General features: G+C 39.5%; 20 protein-coding genes. 19 read left to right on the top strand and 1 reads right to left on the bottom strand.

Annotated features, from left to right (window positions below):
* Window positions 1-150: 150 nt before the first annotated feature.
* The 10 genes from lepB (at window position 151) to gltP (ending at window position 11,213) form a co-directional block, all read left to right on the top strand.
* Window positions 151-708, top strand: a complete 558-nt coding sequence (gene lepB / locus H538_RS0108175; RefSeq protein WP_026677205.1) for a signal peptidase I — start codon at window positions 151-153, stop codon at window positions 706-708.
* A 54-nt stretch (window positions 709-762) separates the two neighbouring features.
* Window positions 763-930: a hypothetical protein gene (locus tag H538_RS26445; RefSeq protein ID WP_169729201.1), complete on the top strand. Its 168-nt coding sequence runs from the start codon at window positions 763-765 to the stop codon at window positions 928-930.
* A gap of 207 nt (window positions 931-1,137) precedes the next feature.
* Window positions 1,138-2,304 (top strand): sporulation protein YhbH, encoded by a 1,167-nt coding sequence (gene yhbH, locus H538_RS0108165; protein ID WP_026677204.1) that lies wholly within the window; start codon window positions 1,138-1,140, stop codon window positions 2,302-2,304.
* Between the two features lie 94 nt (window positions 2,305-2,398).
* A complete protein-coding gene (locus tag H538_RS23390; protein ID WP_051291392.1) occupies window positions 2,399-3,247 on the top strand; it encodes a ComEC/Rec2 family competence protein in 849 nt (282 codons plus the stop codon).
* 83 nt (window positions 3,248-3,330) lie between these two features.
* On the top strand, window positions 3,331-3,984 hold the full coding sequence (locus tag H538_RS0108155; RefSeq protein ID WP_026677203.1) for an HAD family hydrolase: 654 nt from the start codon (window positions 3,331-3,333) through the stop codon (window positions 3,982-3,984).
* Between the two features lie 73 nt (window positions 3,985-4,057).
* Entirely contained in the window at window positions 4,058-5,608 is a 1,551-nt protein-coding gene (locus H538_RS0108150; RefSeq protein ID WP_026677202.1) for a bifunctional GNAT family N-acetyltransferase/carbon-nitrogen hydrolase family protein, read from the top strand.
* A gap of 191 nt (window positions 5,609-5,799) precedes the next feature.
* Complete coding sequence (locus H538_RS0108145; protein ID WP_026677201.1) at window positions 5,800-7,548, top strand: phospho-sugar mutase; 1,749 nt, start codon at window positions 5,800-5,802, stop codon at window positions 7,546-7,548.
* Between the two features lie 171 nt (window positions 7,549-7,719).
* Window positions 7,720-9,087 (top strand): hemolysin family protein, encoded by a 1,368-nt coding sequence (locus H538_RS23385; protein WP_081412607.1) that lies wholly within the window; start codon window positions 7,720-7,722, stop codon window positions 9,085-9,087.
* Between the two features lie 155 nt (window positions 9,088-9,242).
* On the top strand, window positions 9,243-9,494 hold the full coding sequence (locus tag H538_RS0108135) for a DUF2642 domain-containing protein (protein WP_026677200.1): 252 nt from the start codon (window positions 9,243-9,245) through the stop codon (window positions 9,492-9,494).
* A gap of 453 nt (window positions 9,495-9,947) precedes the next feature.
* Window positions 9,948-11,213 carry a glutamate/aspartate:proton symporter GltP gene (gltP, locus tag H538_RS0108130; RefSeq protein WP_026677199.1) on the top strand — a complete coding sequence of 422 codons (1,266 nt, stop codon included), beginning with the start codon at window positions 9,948-9,950 and terminating at the stop codon, window positions 11,211-11,213.
* Between the two features lie 40 nt (window positions 11,214-11,253).
* Here gltP and H538_RS0108125 read toward each other — a convergent pair whose 3' ends face one another.
* Window positions 11,254-11,745, bottom strand: a complete 492-nt coding sequence (locus H538_RS0108125; RefSeq protein WP_026677198.1) for a GNAT family N-acetyltransferase — start codon at window positions 11,743-11,745, stop codon at window positions 11,254-11,256.
* Window positions 11,746-11,869: 124 nt separating this feature from the next.
* Here H538_RS0108125 and H538_RS0108120 point away from each other — a divergent pair, with 124 nt between their 5' ends.
* From H538_RS0108120 to H538_RS0108080, 9 genes are all read left to right on the top strand, one after another.
* Window positions 11,870-13,282: a SpoVR family protein gene (locus H538_RS0108120; RefSeq protein WP_026677197.1), complete on the top strand. Its 1,413-nt coding sequence runs from the start codon at window positions 11,870-11,872 to the stop codon at window positions 13,280-13,282.
* Between the two features lie 115 nt (window positions 13,283-13,397).
* On the top strand, window positions 13,398-13,775 hold the full coding sequence (locus H538_RS0108115) for a GntR family transcriptional regulator (protein ID WP_026677196.1): 378 nt from the start codon (window positions 13,398-13,400) through the stop codon (window positions 13,773-13,775).
* 19 nt (window positions 13,776-13,794) lie between these two features.
* Complete coding sequence (locus H538_RS0108110) at window positions 13,795-14,886, top strand: DUF1648 domain-containing protein (RefSeq protein ID WP_026677195.1); 1,092 nt, start codon at window positions 13,795-13,797, stop codon at window positions 14,884-14,886.
* Between the two features lie 16 nt (window positions 14,887-14,902).
* The gene (locus tag H538_RS0108105; RefSeq protein WP_026677194.1) at window positions 14,903-15,688 is read left to right on the top strand and encodes a YhfC family intramembrane metalloprotease; all 786 of its coding nucleotides are present in this window, start codon (window positions 14,903-14,905) and stop codon (window positions 15,686-15,688) included.
* A 142-nt stretch (window positions 15,689-15,830) separates the two neighbouring features.
* Complete coding sequence (locus tag H538_RS0108100; protein ID WP_026677193.1) at window positions 15,831-16,763, top strand: ABC transporter ATP-binding protein; 933 nt, start codon at window positions 15,831-15,833, stop codon at window positions 16,761-16,763.
* A complete protein-coding gene (locus H538_RS0108095; RefSeq protein ID WP_026677192.1) occupies window positions 16,764-17,927 on the top strand; it encodes an ABC transporter permease in 1,164 nt (387 codons plus the stop codon).
* Window positions 17,908-19,005, top strand: a complete 1,098-nt coding sequence (locus H538_RS0108090) for an ABC transporter permease (RefSeq protein ID WP_026677191.1) — start codon at window positions 17,908-17,910, stop codon at window positions 19,003-19,005. The genes H538_RS0108095 and H538_RS0108090 overlap by 20 nt, the downstream gene beginning before the upstream one ends.
* Window positions 19,006-19,031: 26 nt before the next feature.
* A complete protein-coding gene (locus tag H538_RS0108085; protein ID WP_035350421.1) occupies window positions 19,032-20,132 on the top strand; it encodes a sensor histidine kinase in 1,101 nt (366 codons plus the stop codon).
* The gene (locus H538_RS0108080) at window positions 20,104-20,748 is read left to right on the top strand and encodes a response regulator transcription factor (RefSeq protein ID WP_407636382.1); all 645 of its coding nucleotides are present in this window, start codon (window positions 20,104-20,106) and stop codon (window positions 20,746-20,748) included. Before H538_RS0108085 ends, H538_RS0108080 begins: the two co-directional genes overlap by 29 nt.
* Window positions 20,749-20,787 lie beyond the last annotated feature (39 nt).

The following is a 20,787-nucleotide window of genomic DNA, read 5'->3' as shown; positions in this document are numbered from 1 at the left end:
TAGAAGCCTTTTTGAAAGTGCCCAAACTTGTATTTTTTCTTTAAATAATGGTACAGTGATAGTATATTTGCGTGTTTAAAAATGTATAAAACCTACAATAATGAAAATGAACAAAACAATTGGGTTTCCTGTTTGAAAGGAAAGTGAGCTATGGGAGAGAAGAAAAAAAGCAGCAGTTTATGGGATTGGATCAAAGCGATCGCTGTTGCCCTTGTGATTGCGTTTTTAATTAAAAGTTTTTTATTTCAGCAATATATCGTTTATGGGGAGTCCATGATGCCAACGATTCAGGACGGCAATCGGTTAATTATAAACAAAATCAGTTACGATATTAGTAAGCCTGAACGGTTTGACGTCATCGTTTTCCATGCCACCCCGAAGGAAGATTATATTAAGCGGATCATCGGCCTCCCCGGTGACCATATTGCATATAAAAATGACCAGCTTTATGTAAACGGCAAAAAAATAGCTGAACCTTATCTCGATAAATATAAGAAAGAAGCGGCTCCAGGAAAACTTACTGAAGATTTTACGCTGGAAGAAGTCACAGGACAGAAAGTCGTTCCACAAGGAAAATTGTTCGTAATGGGTGATAATCGCCAAAAAAGTGAAGACAGCCGGATTATCGGTTTTGTCGATATGAAACAAGTTGTTGGAGAAGTTAACTTACGGTTTTGGCCATTTCACGAAATGCAAGTCATGAAATAAGGTTTCAACTCGCCAATTATAGGGTATTCTTTTTTCAAAAGAGGTGATGCTCTTATGGCAAAGAAAGATCAATATGTAGAAAAACCGGAAAACAGTTCTATGACGCCTGATTTTGAAGAGATGAAAGAACATGGAAAAGTGATGGACCATATGTCAACAAATAAAGAACTGGAAAAACAGGGGAAAACACCGGATCCAGTTCAACATGACAAAGAGAAATAAGCGAAATATGAAGAAGCCCTTTTTCTTAAGAAAAAGGGCTTTTTACTTTTAAAATATTACTAAATTTAATTAGCAATTCTCCTCATATCTAGCATAGGATAAAGTAACCAACCCTTTTGCTAAACGGTTAAAGGGGTTGAGAAATGACATAACGAAAAAACTTTCAAATAGAGTAACATACACGACTAAATTAGAGGGGGGAAAACGATGAGTGAGCAAGCAAAAAATAACTTTGTAGTCTCCCAAGAAAACTGGTCCCTCCACCGAAAAGGTTACCAGGATCATCAAAGGCATATGGAAAAAGTACAGGAAGCCATCAAAAATAACTTACCGGATCTTATTAGTGAAGAAAATATTATTTTATCCAATGGACGCGACGTCATTAAAATTCCTATCCGTTCATTAGACGAATACAAAATTCGCTATAACTATGACAAAAACAAACATGTAGGCCAGGGTGATGGTGACAGCCAAGTGGGAGATGTCGTTGCACGTGATTCAAGTTCATCTCAAGCAGGTTCAGGTAAAGGGAAAGGCCAGCCGGGCGATAAACCGGGAACCGATTATACTGAAGCGGAAGTTTCCATTGCGGAGCTGGAGGAATTCCTCTTTAAAGAGCTGGAGTTGCCCAACTTAAAACAAAAAGAACCGGATGATAATTTCATTGAAAAAATTGAATTTAACGATATTCGAAAAACAGGATTAATGGGAAATGTTGATAAAAAGCGTACCATTTTAACTGCGTTCAAACGAAATGCACTTGAAGGAAGGCCAGGAATCAGCCCTATTTATAATGATGACCTTCGCTTTAAAACATGGAATGAAGTGATTAAACCAGAATCCAAAGCTGTTGTGCTTGCGATGATGGATACTTCCGGATCAATGGGCATTTGGGAAAAGTATATGGCCAGAAGCTTCTTTTTCTGGATGACGCGCTTTTTACGATCGAAATATGAAACAGTTGAAATTGAATTTATTGCCCACCATACGGAAGCGAAAGTTGTATCAGAGGAAGACTTCTTTTCAAAAGGGGAAAGTGGGGGAACAATTTGTTCATCCGCATATCGAAAGGCTTTAGAACTGATTGAAACCAAATATAATCCCGTCCGTTATAATATTTATCCTTTCCATTTTTCAGATGGCGATAATTTAACAAGCGATAACGCCAGATGTGTAAAGCTCGTGAAAGAAATAATGGAGTACTCCAATATGTTTGGTTACGGAGAAGTTAATGCCTACAATCGCCATTCCACATTAATGAGCGTTTATAAAAACATCAATGATCCGAAGTTTTATTATTATATTTTAAAAGAAAAAGCCGATGTTTATCATTCCTTGAAAAGCTTTTTTAAAAAAGAAGAAGCGGTTGTCTAGCGTTCATCAAATCCGATATCCAGTACTGGATATCGGATTTAATTTTTGCAAAATGACATACACTAATAGCCTAATCGAAGAGAGGAGTATCGTGTTGAAACGTCCTATCATTTTTTTCATCATTTCATTTTATTTGTTAATCATTTTACCGCAACCGGTTCACGGCGCATGGTTTGAACCGTTGAAAATTCATGTGATCGATGTCGGTCAGGCTGATTGCATTCTTGTCCAAAGCCCAAATGGGAAAACGATGCTCGTTGATTCTGGGGATGAAAAAGATGGGGAGGAAATCATTCGTTATTTGCAAAAAGAAGGGGTAAAAAAAATCGATGTACTTGTCGCCACACATCCCCATCATGATCATATTGGATCGATGGCGGCCGTCATTCGCGCCTTTCCTGTAACCGAAATTTATATGCCAAACCTTCCGTATGATACCGACTATTACCATGAACTTTTTAGAGCGATTAATGAAAAAAACATTCCCGTTGAACGAGCAAAGGCGGGAGTGAATTTTCGATTAGGCTTTTCCGTTAAAGTGGACATGCTCGGGCCAAAATCATCTTATTACCGCTACATTAACGATTATTCGGCCGTCATAAAAATCACTCACGGAAAAAATTCATTTTTATTAATGGCAGATGCGGGAATAGATGCGGAAAAAGAACTCATTCAATCGAAGAAGAAGCTCCGTGCTGATGTAATAAAAATCGGGCATCATGGCGCAAATACGGGAACGACGGAAGCGTTTTTAAAGTCCGTCCATGCCAAAACAGCCATTATTTCAGTTGGCAAAAACAATCCTTATCATTTTCCTTCCAAAAGAGTCCTTCACCGGCTAATGAATCAAGGAATGACGGTCTATCGTACAGATCAGCTGGGTGCCGTAATCGCCATTAGCGACGGAAAAACGATTACGTTTAAAACAAACGGGTTTCGATAAAGGCCTTCGTATCGACAAAGTCACCGCTTGATAATTTCTACTCCTCATTGCAAAATAGAGGAAATGATAAAGGGGTGGAAAAGATGATCAAAGCACTTGTTTTTGATTTTGACGGTTTAATCGTAGATACTGAAACAAAAATTTTTCAAGCCATTGAAGAAATTTTCGAACAGCATAATTGCAAGCTTCCGCTCGAATTGTGGCAAACTTGCATTGGAACGAAAGATTCTTTTGATCCATTTGACTATTTAGAAGGGCAAATCATGCGATCCGTTGATCGGGATGATCTTCGCATAAAGCATCGGACGAGGGCTCTTGAGTTATTGGAAAATGAACAACCTCTTCCAGGGGTTGAGGATTATTTAAAGGCGGCAAAAGAACTTGGGTTAAAAATTGCACTTGCATCAAGCTCTACGAGGAAATGGGTTACCGAACACTTAACGAAGCTAAATTTAATTTCGTATTTCGAGTGTATCAAAACGGCGGATGATGTCGAGAACGTTAAGCCTGATCCGGCCCTTTATCTTGAAGCGGTAAAATGTCTCGGCGTCAAGCCGCAAGAGGCAATTGCCTTTGAAGATTCTGCTAATGGCTCTCTGGCCGCAAAACGTGCAGGGCTTTATTGTGTAGTTATCCCAAATGAAATAACGAAAGGATTAGCATTTGGCGATGTGGATCACCAAATGGAATCGATGGCGGAAATGCAGCTCAATGAGTTGATCGAAAAGTTTTCCTGATGCTTTGCTAACGGTTTAATCCTACTGCTATTAGGGTAAAAAACATTAATCAGTAAAGTAGGAAGTGAAATAAATGAGTGAACTAGACGTATCAAAATTTGAAAAAAAAGTGGAGTTGCGAAACATTAAACGAGAAGACATTGATGAAATATTAGAGCTGCAAAAGCTTTGTTTTCCGAATATGGATCCATGGAAGAGGGAGCAGCTAGAAAGTCATCTCCGCATATTCCCTGAAGGGCAATTTTGCGTCACATTTGAAGGAAAAATCATCGGCAGCTGTTCAAGTTTAATTGTCAATTTTGATGAATATGATGATCAGCATACATGGGATGAAATTACGGATGAAGGCTATATTACGAATCACAATCCTGAAGGGTACAATTTATACGGAATTGAAGTGATGGTCCACCCGGATTTCCGCCGAATGAAAATTGGGAAACGGCTGTATGAAGCACGGAAAGAATTGGCCGAAGAACTTAATTTAAAAAGCATCATTATCGGGGGCCGGATTCCAAATTACCATAAATACGCGAAAGAAATGACACCGAGAGAATATGTAAAAGAAGTGGTCAGGCACAATATTTATGATCCGGTCTTAACGTTTCAATTAATGAATGGCTTTACAGTGATGCGTATCAATCGGCATTACTTACCTGATGACAAACAATCTAATACGTATGCAACCTTGATGGAATGGAACAATATCGATTATCATCCGAGCAACACAAAACGCCATTTTAAAACGAGCGAACCGGTACGAATTACAACTATTCAATACATGATGAAGACGATCGAATCATTTGAAGATTTCGCAACCCAGGTGGAATATTATGCAGACGTCGCCTCCGATCAAGGCTCTGATTTCGCCGTGTTTCCGGAACTATTAACGACCCAGCTAATGTCTTTCGTTGAAGAAAAGAGTCCGAGTCAGGCGATTCGAAAACTGGCGGAATTTACAGAGCAATACATTGAATTGTTTACGACACTTGCGGTCCGTTATAATGTCAATATTATCGGAGGTTCCCATTTCGTTGAAGAAGAAGGCAATATTTACAATGTAGCTTATCTTTTCCGCCGTGACGGTACAATTGAAAAACAATATAAACTTCACATTACACCAAATGAAAGGAAATGGTGGGGGATTACACCTGGAAATGAAGTAAATGTGTTTGACACGGATTGCGGAAAAATCGCCATTCTCATTTGTTATGATATTGAGTTCCCTGAGCTTGCCCGAATTGTCACCAATCAAGGGGCAAATATTATTTTCACTCCGTTCTGTACAGAGGATCGCCAGGGCTATTTACGAGTGAGGTATTGTTCTCAAGCCCGTGCGGTAGAAAATGAGGTTTATACTGTTATTTCAGGTACAGTAGGGAACTTGACCCAGGTAGAAAATATGGATATTCAATATGCTCAATCCGGCATTTTCACGCCATCTGATTTTGCATTTCCGCGCGATGGCATTGTCGGCGAATGCCATCCGAACATCGAAACAGTTGTTGTCGGTGATGTTGATCTCGAAATACTTCGTCGGCAACGAAAAACAGGAAGTGTGAGACCCCTTCGAGATCGCCGAACGGACCTTTATGAAGTTATTCAAAAAAAGAAAAGCATGCCTTAAAGACGACAGGATAAAGGTCCTGTCGTTTTGATTTCGATATTTTCCGGGAAATAGCGACATGGATTGTTACATTTTATTAGTAATTGTCGACTTAATCTTTTCATAAAAAGGGAACATAGGCAGGGAATAATCGCTAACTGACAGAATAAATAAAAATAGGCCATCATGAATTGTGAAAGCGAGGTATGTAAATGGATTGGAAAACAACATATGAAAAATGGATCAATGACCCTCAATTGGAGCCGAAACTACGTTTAGAGTTAGAACAAATAGAAGGAAATTCTGCTATATTAGAAGATTGTTTTTATAAAAATTTAGAATTTGGAACAGGCGGCATGAGAGGGGAAATTGGACCGGGAACAAACCGCATGAATATTTATACGATCCGAAAAGCGTCCGCAGGATTTGCCGAGTACATAAAAGAACAGGGAGAAAAGGCCGCAAATCGAGGGATCGTCATTGCTTATGACTCGCGGCACTATTCACCCGAATTTGCAATGGAGGCAGCGAAAACGCTCGCCTCAAAAGGTGTTCATACATATGTATTTGATGGATTACGTCCCACACCGGAGCTTTCATTTGCGGTCCGGTATTTAAAAGCTTTTGGCGGCATTGTGATTACAGCAAGCCACAACCCTCCGGAATATAATGGTTACAAAGTTTACGGCCCGGATGGGGGACAACTCCCTCCAAAAGAAGCCAATCATGTAATTCAAAAGGTAAATGAAATTGAAAATGAACTGGCGATTGTTGTTCAATCTGAAGAAGAATATAAAAATGCAGGTCTCATTCAAATGGTTGGTGAAGAAATTGACAAAGCTTATATAGACCAGTTAAAGACGATCACTGTAAATCCAAGTGTCATTAACGAGATGAATGATTTGAAAATTGTATTTACGCCATTGCACGGGACGGCTAAAGCGCCAGTAGAGGAAGGATTAAAGGCTATCGGTTTTACGAATGTTACGATAGTTAAAGAACAGGCGGAGCCGGATCCAGATTTCTCAACTGTAAAATATCCAAATCCGGAAGAACACGCTGCATTTGAATGGGCTATTCGTTATGGAAAAAAGGCAGATGCAGACATTCTTCTCGCGACAGACCCCGATGCTGACAGGGTAGGAGTGGCTGTGAAAAATTTGCAAGGAGAATATGTTGTTTTAACTGGAAATCAAACTGGAGCGCTGATGCTGGAGTATCTATTGTCTCAAAAAGCAAAGCAAGGAAAACTTAACAAAAAAGGGGTCGTCTTAAAAACGATTGTAACCTCGGAATTTGGCCGGGCAATTGCTGATCATTATGGTTTGACAACAATAGATACATTAACAGGCTTTAAATTTATTGGTGAAAAAATAAAAGAATTTGAAAAAACAGGAGAGCATATTTTTCAATTCGGCTACGAAGAAAGCTATGGCTATTTAGTTGGTGATTTTGTCCGTGATAAAGATGCTGTTCAAGCATGTCTTCTCGCTGCAGAAATGGCCGCTTATTATAAATTGCAAGGGAAAAATCTATATGAGGGCCTCCTTGAGCTTTATGGAAAATACGGATGTTATTTGGAAGGGCTAGAGTCGATGACCTTAAAAGGAAAAGCAGGAGCAGAACAAATCGATCAAATTATGTCAAGTTTCCGTTCTGAACCACCGCTTAAAGTGGCCGGGAAAACTGTTCTTTATGTTGAAGATTACAAAGAAAGGATCAAGACATTGCTTCAGACGAAAAAAGAAGAAGAAATTCAGCTGCCGGCGTCTAATGTACTGAAATATATGCTGGACGACCAATCATGGTTCTGTTTACGTCCATCAGGTACTGAGCCAAAAGTAAAATTTTATTTTGGAGTTTGCACTTCTTCCCTTAAGGAAAGCGAAAAGTCATTAGAATCCTTAAAAGCTGAAGTGATGGAAATGGTTGAAGAACGAATAAATTCAACTGCAAAATAATCGAAAATGCAGCCATCCAACCCGGAGGCTGCGTTTTTAGTTCTAAAAAATTGACGATGTGTTCATTTATTCTGTAAAATTAATATAATGTGTTTCATTCATTATAAGACATTACAGGAGGTGTCAACTTTATTCCTTTAACGAAGACCTTAAAGGAGTAAAGCAGTCTATTTGGACATATTTAGTTTATTCTTAGTCGCATTTCTGATTCTTTTAACCGCTTTTTTCGTAGCGGCGGAATTTGCCATTGTAAAGGTAAGGAGAACGAGAATTGATCAACTTATAGAGGAGGGAAACGGGAAAGCCCTATCCGTCCGGAAAGTTCTTTCTAACTTAGATGGTTATTTATCAGCAATTCAACTAGGAATTACGATGACTTCGTTAGTTCTTGGCTGGTTAGGTGAAGACACGGTTGATCATTTGCTTCACCCATTATTTAACTATTTGAACTTGAACGAAACAGTTTCTTCAACTCTTTCGTTTATACTTGCATTCTCAACAATTACATTTTTACATGTTGTGTTAGGAGAGCTAGCGCCGAAAACCATTGCGATCCACAAAGCGGAACAAATAAGCCTCATGCTCGCTAAGCCGCTTATTTTCTTCAATAAAGTAATGTATCCTTTTATTTGGTTGTTAAACGGGAGCGCCCGTTTAGTGACCAGGGTTTTTGGCTTAAAAGCGGCACCTGAGCACGAAATGGCTCATACGGAAGAAGAACTCAGACTGATCTTGTCCGAAAGCTTTAAAAGCGGAGAAATCAATCAATCTGAATACCGTTATGTAAACAAAGTGTTTGAATTTGATGACCGCATCGCGAAAGAAATTATGGTGCCAAGAACGGAAATGACATGTCTATATTTAAATAAATCGTTTGAAGAAAATCTTGAAATTATTACGTCCGAGAAATATACCCGCTATCCAGTTGTTGAGGAAGATAAAGACCATATTATCGGGATGGTCAATGTCAAAGAAATCTTTTATGACTTGATGGCAGGGGTGAAAAAGCCATTTAAAAGCTATCTGCGCCCGTTGCTTAGTGTCATTGAAACTATGCCGATTCAGGAAATGCTTGTTAAATTGCAAAAAGAACAAGCCCATATGGCTGTCTTGATGGACGAATATGGCGGGACGGCAGGAATTGTCACGGTAGAGGATATATTAGAGGAAATCGTCGGCGAGATCCGCGATGAGTTTGACACTGATGAAACACCTATGATTTTAAAAGTAGGGCCAAAACAAACCATTCTTGATGGAAAAGTTCTAATTTCCGAAGTCAATGATCTATACGGAATTGAAATTGATGATTCGGATTTAGATACGATCGGTGGATGGATTTTATCTCAAAATCCTGAGGTAAAAGAAGGAGAAATTATTTCGTTTGCCGGCCTCCAATTCGAAGTGCTTGAAATCGATGGGCATCAGGTGAAAAGAATTCAAGTTCATAAAGAAGAGCAAAGTAAGGAGAGTTCGGACATTTATACTCCGGAAGTCAAAGGCGATTCTCTTGTCAGAATGGAAAAAGAGCAGACGTTTTAGGTTTAAGAAGCTAGTAAGTCTAGCTTCTTTTTTTGATTTAATAAAAATATCAGCGTTTGAACCAGACTGTTTGTCCCTTTCAAAGTACTGTGAACATGCATTAACTATTAGTACCATCGGTTTGGTGAAAATCGATGAAGAAAGGAGCAAATAGTATGGGTTTTTTTGGCGGAGGCTGCGGATGCGGCGGAGTAGGCGGCAACGCGTTTGGCCATTGCGATACATTTAGACGCGAAGCCAGAAGATTAATTAACGAGCGTGTCCAGGTCGATACAGAGAGACAAGTATTTCGTGGAAGATTAGTGATGGTCGGCAGGGACATTATCATTGTTCAAATTCGGGTAAACGGTTGTAATGAACGTGCGATCATTCGTATTTGTGAAATCATTGCTCTTTTCCCGATTTAAAGAACGTAGACAGTGAAAAGCCCTTCCATTTCGTTGGAGGGCTGTTTTTTCTCTATAGCATAAATAAATCTTTAGCCAACGATAAAGGCCGCATCATGTAACAAACAAAGTGGGAATGGTTAATATCACCCCGATTTTGCAGCAATAGTTCCAAGTTTTTCAAACGGCTTCGGTCTATTAAGGCTAATTTATCGTACCATGTTATCATCAAGCTTTTTATATAAATTTTAAAAAAACTCATTTTAAATTCTGTATTATCAGAAAATAACAAATTTATTTTGATGAAAATGAAGAAAATTGTCGATTTTTATTGTAATTTAGGGGAAAATAAGCATTTTATTTTGCTTTTAAAAGTGGTAATATGAAATTTTTGTCTTTGACAACCTTTTTACTAAAATACTAAAATAATAGTATAGTTCAACTAGAATAGCAATTTTTGTGAGAGGTGATTGAATGAAAAGAATAGGACTTGCTTGGCAAATCTTAATCGGGCTTATATTGGGGATTATCGTTGGGGCAATATTCTTCGAAAATCCTAAAGTGGCTACTTACTTACAACCGATTGGCGATATATTTCTCCGTTTAATTAAAATGATCGTAATTCCGATCGTTATTTCAAGTATCATTGTCGGTGTTGCCGGTGTCGGTGATATAAAGAAGTTGGGTAAATTAGGCGGAAAAACAATTATTTATTTTGAAATTATCACAACGTTTGCAATTATAATCGGATTGTTATTGGCAAATATATTCCATCCAGGAACTGGCGTGGATATGAAAACGCTTCAGAAGACGGATATTTCGTCCTATGTTGAAACAGAAAAAAGCGTTCAGCACCATAGCATGATTGATACGTTTGTCAATATCGTCCCTAGCAATCTGTTTGATTCACTTGCAAAAGGTGATATGCTTCCTATCATTTTCTTCTCCGTTATTTTCGGTTTAGGTGTAGCAGCGGTCGGAGAAAGAGGGAAGCCGGTATTGAAGTTCTTCCAGGGTACGGCTGACGCGATGTTTTATGTAACTAACCTGGTGATGAAGTTCGCTCCATTTGGCGTATTTGCGTTAATAGGCGTAACGGTTTCTAAGTTCGGGTTATCATCGCTCGTTCCATTAAGTAAACTGGTGATATTAGTATATGCTGCAATGATTTTCTTTATTGTTATTGTTCTCGGTTTCGTAGCAAAACTTGCCGGGGTAAACATTTTCCATTTCTTGCGTGTTTTAAAGGACGAGCTTATTTTAGCGTATTCAACGTCAAGTTCAGAAACAGTTCTTCCGAAAATTATGGAGAAAATGGAGAAGTTCGGATGTCCGAAAGCGATTACTTCGTTCGTTATCCCGACAGGATATTCGTTCAACCTTGATGGTTCAACACTTTATCAAGCAATCGCCGCGTTATTTATCGCGCAAATGTATGGCATCCATTTATCGATTCCTACACAAATCACGTTAGTGCTCGTTCTTATGGTTACGTCAAAAGGGATTGCAGGTGTGCCGGGCGTATCGTTCGTCGTGCTTCTTGCAACGCTTGGATCAGTAGGAATACCTGCTGAAGGCCTGGCATTTATTGCCGGGATCGATCGTATATTGGATATGATGAGAACAGTCGTTAACGTGGTCGGCAACTCTTTGGCAGCCGTCGTTATGTCGAAATGGGAAAAACAATACGATGCAGCTAAAGGTGAGCAATACCTTCAAGAAATTAAACAAGCCTCTTAATATGAAAAAAGCTCGCGCATAAAGCGTTGAGCTTTTTTTATTATTTTAGCAACAGCTGATAAAAAGAAACATCTTGCCACTGGCCAAATTTATATCCGACTTCTTTAAAACGGCCGACGAATTCGAATCCCATTCGTTGATGCAGGCCGGCGCTTCTTCCCGTGTCATCCGAAATCCCGGCAATGATTGTATGGTGGCCGATTTCACGGGCCCGTTTAATAATATCTGATAAGAGCAGTTTTCCCACACCTTTTCCTTGTTGGTTATTCGCGATATAAATCGAAACTTCGACGGAATTCGAATAGGCCGGTTTTGAACGAAATGGTGATAAACAGCAATAACCAATGACCTCTCCATTGTTTTCTGCGACGATTAACGGATATTTGCCCCCATAATGGGAAAACCATTCCTTCCGTTCTTTTAAGCTCTTAGGATCCAGGTCAAATGTCGCATTGGAATGGACGATGAAGTAATTATAGATCTTTAAAATTGCGGGAACATCTTCTTCTTTGCCTTCTCTTAAAGTAATCATATGCATCTTTCTCCTTATAAAAGTGATATAGTTGCATTTTACAAAAAATTTTGTTTTTTGGGGAGAAGTAAATCTCATTAATTCTACACCTTGTTCATAAATTGAATAAAGGGAGGGGAAATGAATGGATTGGGATCTACAAAATAAAGAACTGGAAAAGGCGATTGCCGAAATTACTGAAATCGCAGTAGGGTTTGGGCTTGATTTTTACCCGATGCGTTATGAAATATGCCCTGCCGATATCATTTATACTTTTGGGGCCTATGGAATGCCGACACGGTTTTCTCATTGGAGCTTTGGAAAACAATTTCATAAAATGAAGCTTCAATATGACCTCGGATTAAGCAAAATATACGAACTCGTCATTAACTCCAACCCATGCTATGCGTTTTTGCTTGATACCAATTCGCTGATTCAAAACAAGCTGATTATTGCGCACGTTTTGGCTCACTGTGACTTTTTTAAGAACAACGTACGCTTCTCCAATACGAGACGGGATATGGTTGAAAGCATGACGGCAACGGCAGAACGGATTTCCCACTATGAATTGATTCACGGAAAAAAAGAAGTTGAGAAGTTCCTTGATGCGGTTTTAGCGATCCAGGAGCATATTGATCCATCGATTTTAAGGAAAAAATTGAATTATGTTCTAGAGGAAGAAGAAGAGGAAGTTTCGGTAAAAAAAGAAACGCCTTATGATGATCTCTGGGACATTGATAAACCGCTGAAAGAAGAAAAGCCTAAGAAAAAGAAAAAGTCGTTTCCTCCTCATCCTGAAAAAGATTTATTACTGTTTATCGAGGAGTACAGCCGTGAATTGGAAGAATGGCAGCGCGATATTCTGTCGATGATGAGAGAAGAAATGCTTTATTTTTGGCCGCAGCTTGAAACGAAAATCATGAATGAAGGCTGGGCATCTTACTGGCATGCGCGCATTCTGCGGGAAATGGATTTAACGGCGGATGAAACGATTGAATTTGCGAAACTAAACGCGGGCGTCGTCCAACCTTCGCGTACGGGTATTAATCCTTATTATCTCGGGCTTAAAATTTTTGAAGACATAGAGGAGCGCTACAACAATCCTGATGAAGAATTAAAAAAACAAGGGGTTAATCCGGGAAGTGGTAGGGAGAAAATATTTGAGGTCAGGGAAATTGAGTCCGATACTTCCTTTATTCGTAATTATTTAACGAAAGACTTGTGCAAGAGAGAAGATATGTATGTTTTCCAAAAGCAGGGCAAGGATTATAAAATTACGGATAAAGATTGGGAGGAAGTTCGCGACCAGCTGATAAATATGCGAATTAACGGCGGCTTTCCGTATATTACCGTAAATGATGGAGACTATTTAAAAAACGGAGAACTTTATCTTAAACATTGGTATGAAGGAATCGAGCTTGATATCAAATATTTGGAAAAAGTACTGCCGTATATTTGCCAGCTCTGGGGCAGACCGGTTCATTTGGAGACGATCATTGAGGAAAAAGGCGTTCTCTTTACGTATGACGGAAAGAGCGTGCATCGGAAATATTTGTAGGTTCAGAGGGTGTTCCAAAACACGTTGGAACACCCTTGATATTTTTTGTGCATTTTTTATCCATTTGTTATATTATATATATAACAGTTATAACTAAGTGAAGAAGGGAAAAACAATGATCATCGATCTCGATTTACAGTCGGAGATACCGATTTATACTCAGCTCGTCCAAACGATTAAGAAAGGGATTGCCTTGAAAGAACTTGTCCCCGGGGAAGCATTGCCCTCCGTCCGGTCCCTTGCTGCCGACCTGGGGATTAACCTCCATACGGTGAATAAAGCTTACCAATTATTAAAGCAGGAAGGATACGTTTTTATTCACCGGCAAAAAGGGGTGGTCATTAATCCAGAAGGAGTGCCGAAAGCGGATGAGGTTTATGTAGAGAAGTTAAAAGGCGACCTTGAGCCGCTTATCGTCGATGCCATTTGCCGGGATATGGATGAGGAACGATTTATCCAGTTATGCAGGGAACAATTTAAGAAATTTAGATAAAAAAGGTGGGAAGAGGAAGATGGAAGCTTTGGGGTGGATGATTTTTTTTATTACATTTTTGCCCATTGCAGTGTTGATTATTTTTATACCGTATTTGACAAGGAAGACGGAAAGCTTTGGAGTGTCCATACCGGAGGAAGTCTACCAACTCCGTGAACTTGCGGGACTGAGAAAGAAGTACGCCTATGTTACGGGGCTGTTCGCGCTCGTTATAAGCATTGTTCTTTTATTAATAGGTGCACGAAAACAAGAGCTGCTTTTTCCCGGCATGATTACTCTTTTTTTAATCGGTTCTTTCCTCATTTATTATGTCTTTCATCTTCATATGAAAAAAATGAAGGCGGAGAAAAAGTGGGATCAATCACGACCGCAAAAATTGGTCATTGATTCGAAATTTCGAAGTCAAAAATTAGCTGTTTCAAATGCATGGTTTCTAGTACCTTTCATGATTTCACTTGCAACTTTGTTTATGAGCATGACCTTTTATAAGCAAATACCGGAAAAAATGCCGCTTAAATATGACTTTAGCGGGCATGTGACAAGCTGGGGACATAAATCTTATCGATCGGTCTTAATGCTGCCAGCCATTCAATTTTATTTAACCATTTTATTTACTTACTTGAATTCGACCATTGTAAAAGCAAAGCAACAAATTAATCCGGCTGACCCAGAGACCTCCATCAAGCAAAACTTGATATTTCGCTGGAGATGGTCCTTCTTTAATTTTGTAACAGGAACGGTTATCGTCCTTCTATTTTTCTTGATACAATTATCGTTTATTGTAACAATCAATCCTATCGTATTGATCATTGTACCAATCGTTGCTGTCTGCGGAATTTTACTCGCTGCTATTATTCTTTCGTTCACCACGGGACAAGGAGGCAGTCGCGTGAAAATTTCGAAAGGACAGGAAAATAGGAGTATAAACCGGGAAGATGATCGCCATTGGAAGTTAGGAATATTTTATTTTAACCCGGATGACCCGGCCGTTTGGATGGAGAAACGGTTCGGAATCGGATGGACATTAAATTTTGCGAGACCGCTAAGCTGGCTGATTCTTTTTATGATTCTCGTTCCCGCTATTATCATCCCGTTATTTTTATCATCATAAAGGAGGAAACTTACGTATGATACCAAACAGTGTAATGAGCGGTATCGTTTTTCAAATGGCGATCGCTCTCTTACTACCCATTATTTTAATCATTGTTTTCAAAAAGAAAAAGATGCTATCCTGGAAGTCGTTCGGTGTGGGGGTGCTTGTCTTTATCCTTTTCTCACAAATTCTCGAAAAAATTCTTCATTACATAGTGCTTGCCCCGAGTGGAACGGAGTTAAAATGGACGGCAAATCCGTATTGTTTTGCTCTTTACGGAGGGCTTGCTGCTGGTGTTTTTGAAGAAATGGGGCGGTTTCTCGCCTTTAAATGGCTATTAAAGAAAAACCGGGAATATAAAGACGGATTGTCACTCGGTTTAGGTCATGGCGGAATCGAAGCGATACTGATCGGCGTGCTTGGCGGTGTCAACTCATTAATTATGGCATCGCTTATTAATTCAGGGAAGCTGGATAAATTGTTAGGTGGCGGGTATTCACAGGAACACATTAACCTTATAAAGGATCAATTTATCCACCAGGGATTTTCGATGTTTGCGGCAGGAGGAATTGAACGAATGTTTGCGATTGCCCTGCAATTGGCGTTTTCCCTGCTTGTTTTGTACGGGATTAGAAAGAGTCAGTTCAAGTTTGTCATCTATGCCATTCTCGTTCATGCCGGAATTGATTTCCTGGCCGCATTTTATCAAGCGGGATTAATCAAAAGTATTTGGCCGATCGAAGGATTTCTGGCGGTTATCGCCGTGTTTGCTATCCTATTTATTGTTAAAATGAAGCCTGAATTCGAAAAAATTAAATGAATTAAAAAGATGGTGCTTCACCATCTTTTTTTTATGACAAATTCTATGTGACATTTGTCATGTTCAGTTTAGCGGAAATTCACTATTAGAAAGAAAAGGAAATTGGTAAGATAAAACCAGAAACTAGAGGGAGGAAATAGAAATGATAATTGAGGTTTCAAACCTGGTAAAACGGTACAAAGACTTTTTGGCACTTGATCATATGACGCTGGCGGTTAAAGAGGGCGAAGTATTCGGTTTACTCGGGCCGAATGGGGCAGGGAAATCGACACTCGTTCATACGATGCTCGGCTTAACGAAGTATGACAGTGGGGAAATCAAACTTCTAGGGAAATCAATAAAACAACATGAATTAGAGATTAAGGAAGATATAGGACTCGTTCCACAGGACATCGCACTTTATGAAGAGTTAACGGCTGATGAAAATGTTACATTATTTGGGAGGCTTTACGGATTAAAAGGCGAAGATCTAAAAAATGGCGTGAAAGAGGCATTGGAGTTTGTCGGTTTGTATGATATGAAAGATAAGCAGCCAGGCAAATTTTCTGGAGGAATGAAGCGACGCCTTAACATTGCCTGTGCAATTGTTCATAAGCCGAAATTAATCATTATGGATGAGCCGACAGTCGGGATTGATCCGCAATCGAGAAATTACATTTTAGAATCGGTTAAAAAGCTAAATGAAATGGGCAGCACGATTATTTATATCTCCCATTACATGGAAGAGGTTGCAGCTATTTGTACAAATATCGCAATTGTCGATAAAGGGCGGATTATCGCACAAGGCACTAAGAATGAGCTTGCCAAACTAATTATTAATGAGCATGTTGTCGTCATTACAATGGAAGCGCCGAACTATGCGGTGATTGAGAAATTAAAAAAGCTTCCAGTTGTTAAAGAAGTTACGGCAGAAAATGAGACATTGCGGATTGTGACAGAGTCGCCGCAAATGAATGAGATATTGGAACTTTTTATTCAAGAAGGGGTAAAAGTCACTAACGTTGCAACTACGACTCCAACGCTTGAAGATGTCTTCTTGACATTAACGGGCAGAGCCTTGAGGGAGGAAGCGTAGATGAAAAATATTTTAACTGTTGCGCATTATGAACTGCTCCGAATTATTCGTGATCGAAAGAGCTTTATTCTGTTGCTCGCCTTTCCGCTTCTCTTAACCCTCATTTTAGGAACGGCATTAGGGAAAGTGGGAGCAGGACAGGACCGGACGACGGAAAAACTTCATATTAAAGCGGCCATTATAGACAAAGACCGTGGACCGATGGCCAAACAGCTCGTTTCCTTTTTTGAAAGCAAAGAGTTGAAAAAGATCGTGAAAATCCGTGCGTTTTCTTCTGAAGATAAAGCGAGAAAAGCGCTAAGAGAAGAGGAAATCGGTGCGGTTGTCATCATCACAAAAGGATTTTCTCAGGATGTGCAGACAAATCAAAAGCACTCTCTTGAAATCATTGACAACCATGCGTTTGACGGGACGGTTGTGCATGAAATCGTCAATAGTTATGTGAGTGGCGTAAATAGCTATCAGGCGGCAAGAACAATATCGGCTAAATTTGCCCCTTCTTATCCTGAAAGTATGATTGATAACCATACGCTTAGCATTCAGGGCAAGAAACCGACTTCGATGGACTATTATGCGATAACGATGATGATCATGATTTTGATGTACAGCACGGTTTTTGGAAGAGAAACGGTTCGCCAGGAAATTTATTCAACGATCGGAATGAGAATGAAATCATTGCCGATTAAGCCCTTTGACCATTTCATCGGTAAAGCGGTGGCGGGGGTAGTTACAGTTTTCTTGCAAATTGCCGTACTTCTTATCGTTTTCCGTTATGTATATCATGTCAACCTGGGATCCCATCTTCCGTTTATTTTAGGAGTCAGTTTCCTTTTTGCCTTTACGATGATTCTGATTGCGATGGCGTTATCACTCATTCTTAATCCGGATGCGGCGGATCATATACTTGACTTAGCCATTCCTGTCGTCACATTTATCGCCGGTGGCTTTTTCAGGATTCCATTTTTTGAAACGAATCCGATAATGATGAAAATACAAATGTTGCTTCCAAATGTATTGACACAGAAAATGATTTTCCAAAAAATTTACGGCGGACAAACGGATATCCAAACGAATTTTATATTTCTGATTGGAATACTTATTTTTGCGTTTATTCTCGTCTTAGTAGGTTTAAGGAGGTATCAACATGGTCATCTTTCAAAATAATATAAAGCGGCTATTACGGAATAAAGGAGCGCTTTTGGCGATTACGATCATTCCACTTATCTTTATGGCGCTGATTCTGGCTTCAACAGACACGCAAAAACTGAAAGTCGGCTTGATTGATCAAGACAAATCCCCTTTTACGAAACAGTTCGCGGAAAATTTAAAGAAAAAGGCTGATTTTGTCAGCGTTAATGAGAAAAACTATCGAAACCAGCTGATTTCAGGATATGCTGAATATGTGATCATTCTTCCAAAAGGATTCACAGACAGCCTTATCAAGGGGAAGCCGATCAGTGTGAAAAGTTATCAGGTTAAGGAAAGCAATGTTTCCGCCGGGGTTAAAGCATATGTTGATTCGTATTTTCGTAATAGCGAGCTGATAAGTAAAGCTGCTGATGGGGATTCCGATAAATTTTATAAAGGTATGAAGGAATACGAAAAAGGAAATCTTCAAGTGAAAGAGAAAAGTATAGGGAAGGATAACCGCCAAAATGTCGTCAGCGCCCTGGGCTTTGTCGTCTATAGCTTGTTTTTGATGATTAATGTTTCATCCCGGTTAATCTTGCAAGATAAAGACAAGAAATTGTATCATCGTTTCTTTACAACACCACTCAAACTAAGAAGCTACAATATCCAGCATATTCTAAGTTATATCTTTATTTCTCTTATGCAAATTATATGTTTACTTGCAATAATGATCTTTATCTTTCACGCAGATCTGGGACCTTCCATCTTTAATGTGTTTATCGTATTATTTGTGTTTTCTATCGTTTCGATTTCTATTGGCATTTTAATCAGTTCGCAGGCGAAAAATTCAAAACAGGCACAGGCAATTGCGATCTTAATCAGTACTCCGTTTGCGATGCTTGGCGGCTGTTTTTGGCCGATTGACATTATGCCCGATGTGTTGCAAAAGATTGCGGAGTTTATCCCCATCTCATGGGGACTAAAGGCACTGAAAAAATTAGTGTACGGAAACAGCTTAAGCCATGTCATGTTAGAATTAAGTATACTGGCAGGATTTGCGATAATCTTTTTCTTGCTTTCCTCGTGGAAAAAGGAGGATATTGCGAAATAAAAAGGTGCCTGTAAAAGGTGATTGGAATGGAAATTATCATTTATCGCGCTTTATTGCTTGCGTTAGTCGCTTTTTGTTTGATCTTTAAAGGAATACCGACATCTATTGAGATGGGATTCTACCTCCTTCTATTTATTTTAGAAGTTCTGAAAGCAAAATATATAAAAGGCAAAATGATTATATTTGCTGAAATTGTAGCGATTGCAGGGGCTGTCTATATCGAGCCGTTATTTACGGCAGCCCTTGGCTTTTTTGTGTTCGAAATTGTAGAGAGCAAACGATACGCACTGTTAATCGGGACTGTCGTTCCCGCTTTTTTTCTCTTAAAAAATGAAGGGCTCCTTTTTTACTTTTTTTATATTATTGTATGTGTGTTTGTTTCTTATTTAATTGTAACATTGAAGGAAAAAGATGCTCATTTCAAAGTCATATCCGATAAGGAACGAAGGTATATTTATGAATTAGAAAGCACGAAGCAGCAGCTGCTCCGCTCCAGCCAGGAACTTGTCCATATGACGGAGCTACGGGAGCGCAACCGGATCGCAAGCGAAATTCACGATTCGATAGGGCATAAGATCGCAGGAATCTACATGCAGCTTCAAGCCGCCTATAAGGTAAAAGAGAAAAATGAAGAAAAGGCGAATGCCTTGTTTGAAAAAACGATTGGCGATTTATCGACAACGCTAGAGGTGATCAGGGAGACGGTGCATAATATTAAACCGAAAGAAGCTGTCGGTATTGAACAAATTGAACGCATCATCCAATCGTTTACGTTTTGTGACGTATCATTTACCCATAAAGGGGATATGACGATACTTTCTCCAACACATTGGGAAGTCATTACAACGAACATTAAAGAAGCACTTACCAATGCCTTTAAGTATTCGAATGCTTCCTTAATCGAGATCGACCTTACGACAAACGATCACTTTGCCCGGCTTTATATTAAAGACAACGGCGTTGGTGCAGCTCAAATCGTAGATGGCTTAGGAATGCGGGGAATGAAAGAACGTGTGAAGATGCTAGGAGGAAGTTTGTCCGCCAGCGGCGAAAATGGGTTTATGATGGTCTGCATTCTTCCAATTGAAAAGAAAGAGGGTGATATATTTGCGCATTCTAATCGTTGATGATGATGCGTTAATCAGGGACAGCTTACGGCTCATTTTAGATTTGGAAGAGGGGATGGACGTTGTCGGTACGGCTGCGGACGGAGAAGAAGCCCTGGCGTTTTGCAAAAACGAGCAGCCTGACATTGTATTAATGGATATTCGCATGCCGAATATGGACGGCGTCGTTTGCACGAAAAAAATAAAGGAATCGTGGCCCGCGACGAAGGTAATTATATTAACGACATTTAAAGATGACGACTATATTAAAGAAGCGCTCAAAAATGGGGCCGCAGGCTATATTTTAAAAAACCAGTCGAGTGAGGCGATTGTCGAAACCATCAAAACGGTCTACAAGGGAAGCATGGTATTGCATCCTGAAGTCGCTTCGAAATTGTCATGCATGCTGACAGATACAAAACCGAAGAAGAATGTTCATGTCGAGTTAACAAGCAGAGAACTGGATGTGTTAAAGCTTGTCGCAGAGGGACTGTCCAACAAGGAAATTGCAAAAGAGCTTTATCTTAGCGAGGGCACGGTAAGGAACTACATTACGAGGATGCTTGAAAAGCTAGAGTTGCGCGGCAGAACACAGCTTGCCATTTATTATTTGAATTATGGAGCAGAAAAAGGGTGAAAAGGTTTGGAACTTTTCACTCTTTTTCTATTGCCATTT

The sequence above is a fragment of the Fictibacillus gelatini DSM 15865 genome (genome assembly GCF_000430745.1).
In the GTDB taxonomy this organism is placed as follows: Bacteria; Bacillota; Bacilli; order Bacillales; family Fictibacillaceae; genus Fictibacillus_A; species Fictibacillus_A gelatini.
This window is presented reverse-complemented; position numbering and strand designations above follow the sequence as displayed.

Excerpts from the sequence above, each read along its gene's own strand:
- H538_RS0108135 (WP_026677200.1), top strand. The coding sequence starts at position 9,243 with ATGGGTTTTTTTGGCGGAGGCTGCGGATGCGGCGGAGTAGGCGGCAAC.
- yhbH (WP_026677204.1), top strand. The coding sequence starts at position 1,138 with ATGAGTGAGCAAGCAAAAAATAACTTTGTAGTCTCCCAAGAAAACTGG.
- H538_RS0108095 (WP_026677192.1), top strand. The coding sequence starts at position 16,764 with ATGAAAAATATTTTAACTGTTGCGCATTATGAACTGCTCCGAATTATT.
- H538_RS0108105 (WP_026677194.1), top strand. The coding sequence starts at position 14,903 with ATGATACCAAACAGTGTAATGAGCGGTATCGTTTTTCAAATGGCGATC.
- lepB (WP_026677205.1), top strand. The coding sequence starts at position 151 with ATGGGAGAGAAGAAAAAAAGCAGCAGTTTATGGGATTGGATCAAAGCG.
- H538_RS26445 (WP_169729201.1), top strand. The coding sequence starts at position 763 with ATGGCAAAGAAAGATCAATATGTAGAAAAACCGGAAAACAGTTCTATG.
- gltP (WP_026677199.1), top strand. The coding sequence starts at position 9,948 with ATGAAAAGAATAGGACTTGCTTGGCAAATCTTAATCGGGCTTATATTG.
- H538_RS0108110 (WP_026677195.1), top strand. The coding sequence starts at position 13,795 with ATGGAAGCTTTGGGGTGGATGATTTTTTTTATTACATTTTTGCCCATT.
- H538_RS0108120 (WP_026677197.1), top strand. The coding sequence starts at position 11,870 with ATGGATTGGGATCTACAAAATAAAGAACTGGAAAAGGCGATTGCCGAA.
- H538_RS0108090 (WP_026677191.1), top strand. The coding sequence starts at position 17,908 with ATGGTCATCTTTCAAAATAATATAAAGCGGCTATTACGGAATAAAGGA.
- H538_RS0108150 (WP_026677202.1), top strand. The coding sequence starts at position 4,058 with ATGAGTGAACTAGACGTATCAAAATTTGAAAAAAAAGTGGAGTTGCGA.
- H538_RS0108115 (WP_026677196.1), top strand. The coding sequence starts at position 13,398 with ATGATCATCGATCTCGATTTACAGTCGGAGATACCGATTTATACTCAG.
- H538_RS0108155 (WP_026677203.1), top strand. The coding sequence starts at position 3,331 with ATGATCAAAGCACTTGTTTTTGATTTTGACGGTTTAATCGTAGATACT.
- H538_RS0108100 (WP_026677193.1), top strand. The coding sequence starts at position 15,831 with ATGATAATTGAGGTTTCAAACCTGGTAAAACGGTACAAAGACTTTTTG.
- H538_RS0108085 (WP_035350421.1), top strand. The coding sequence starts at position 19,032 with ATGGAAATTATCATTTATCGCGCTTTATTGCTTGCGTTAGTCGCTTTT.
- H538_RS0108145 (WP_026677201.1), top strand. The coding sequence starts at position 5,800 with ATGGATTGGAAAACAACATATGAAAAATGGATCAATGACCCTCAATTG.
- H538_RS0108125 (WP_026677198.1), bottom strand. The coding sequence starts at position 11,745 with ATGATTACTTTAAGAGAAGGCAAAGAAGAAGATGTTCCCGCAATTTTA.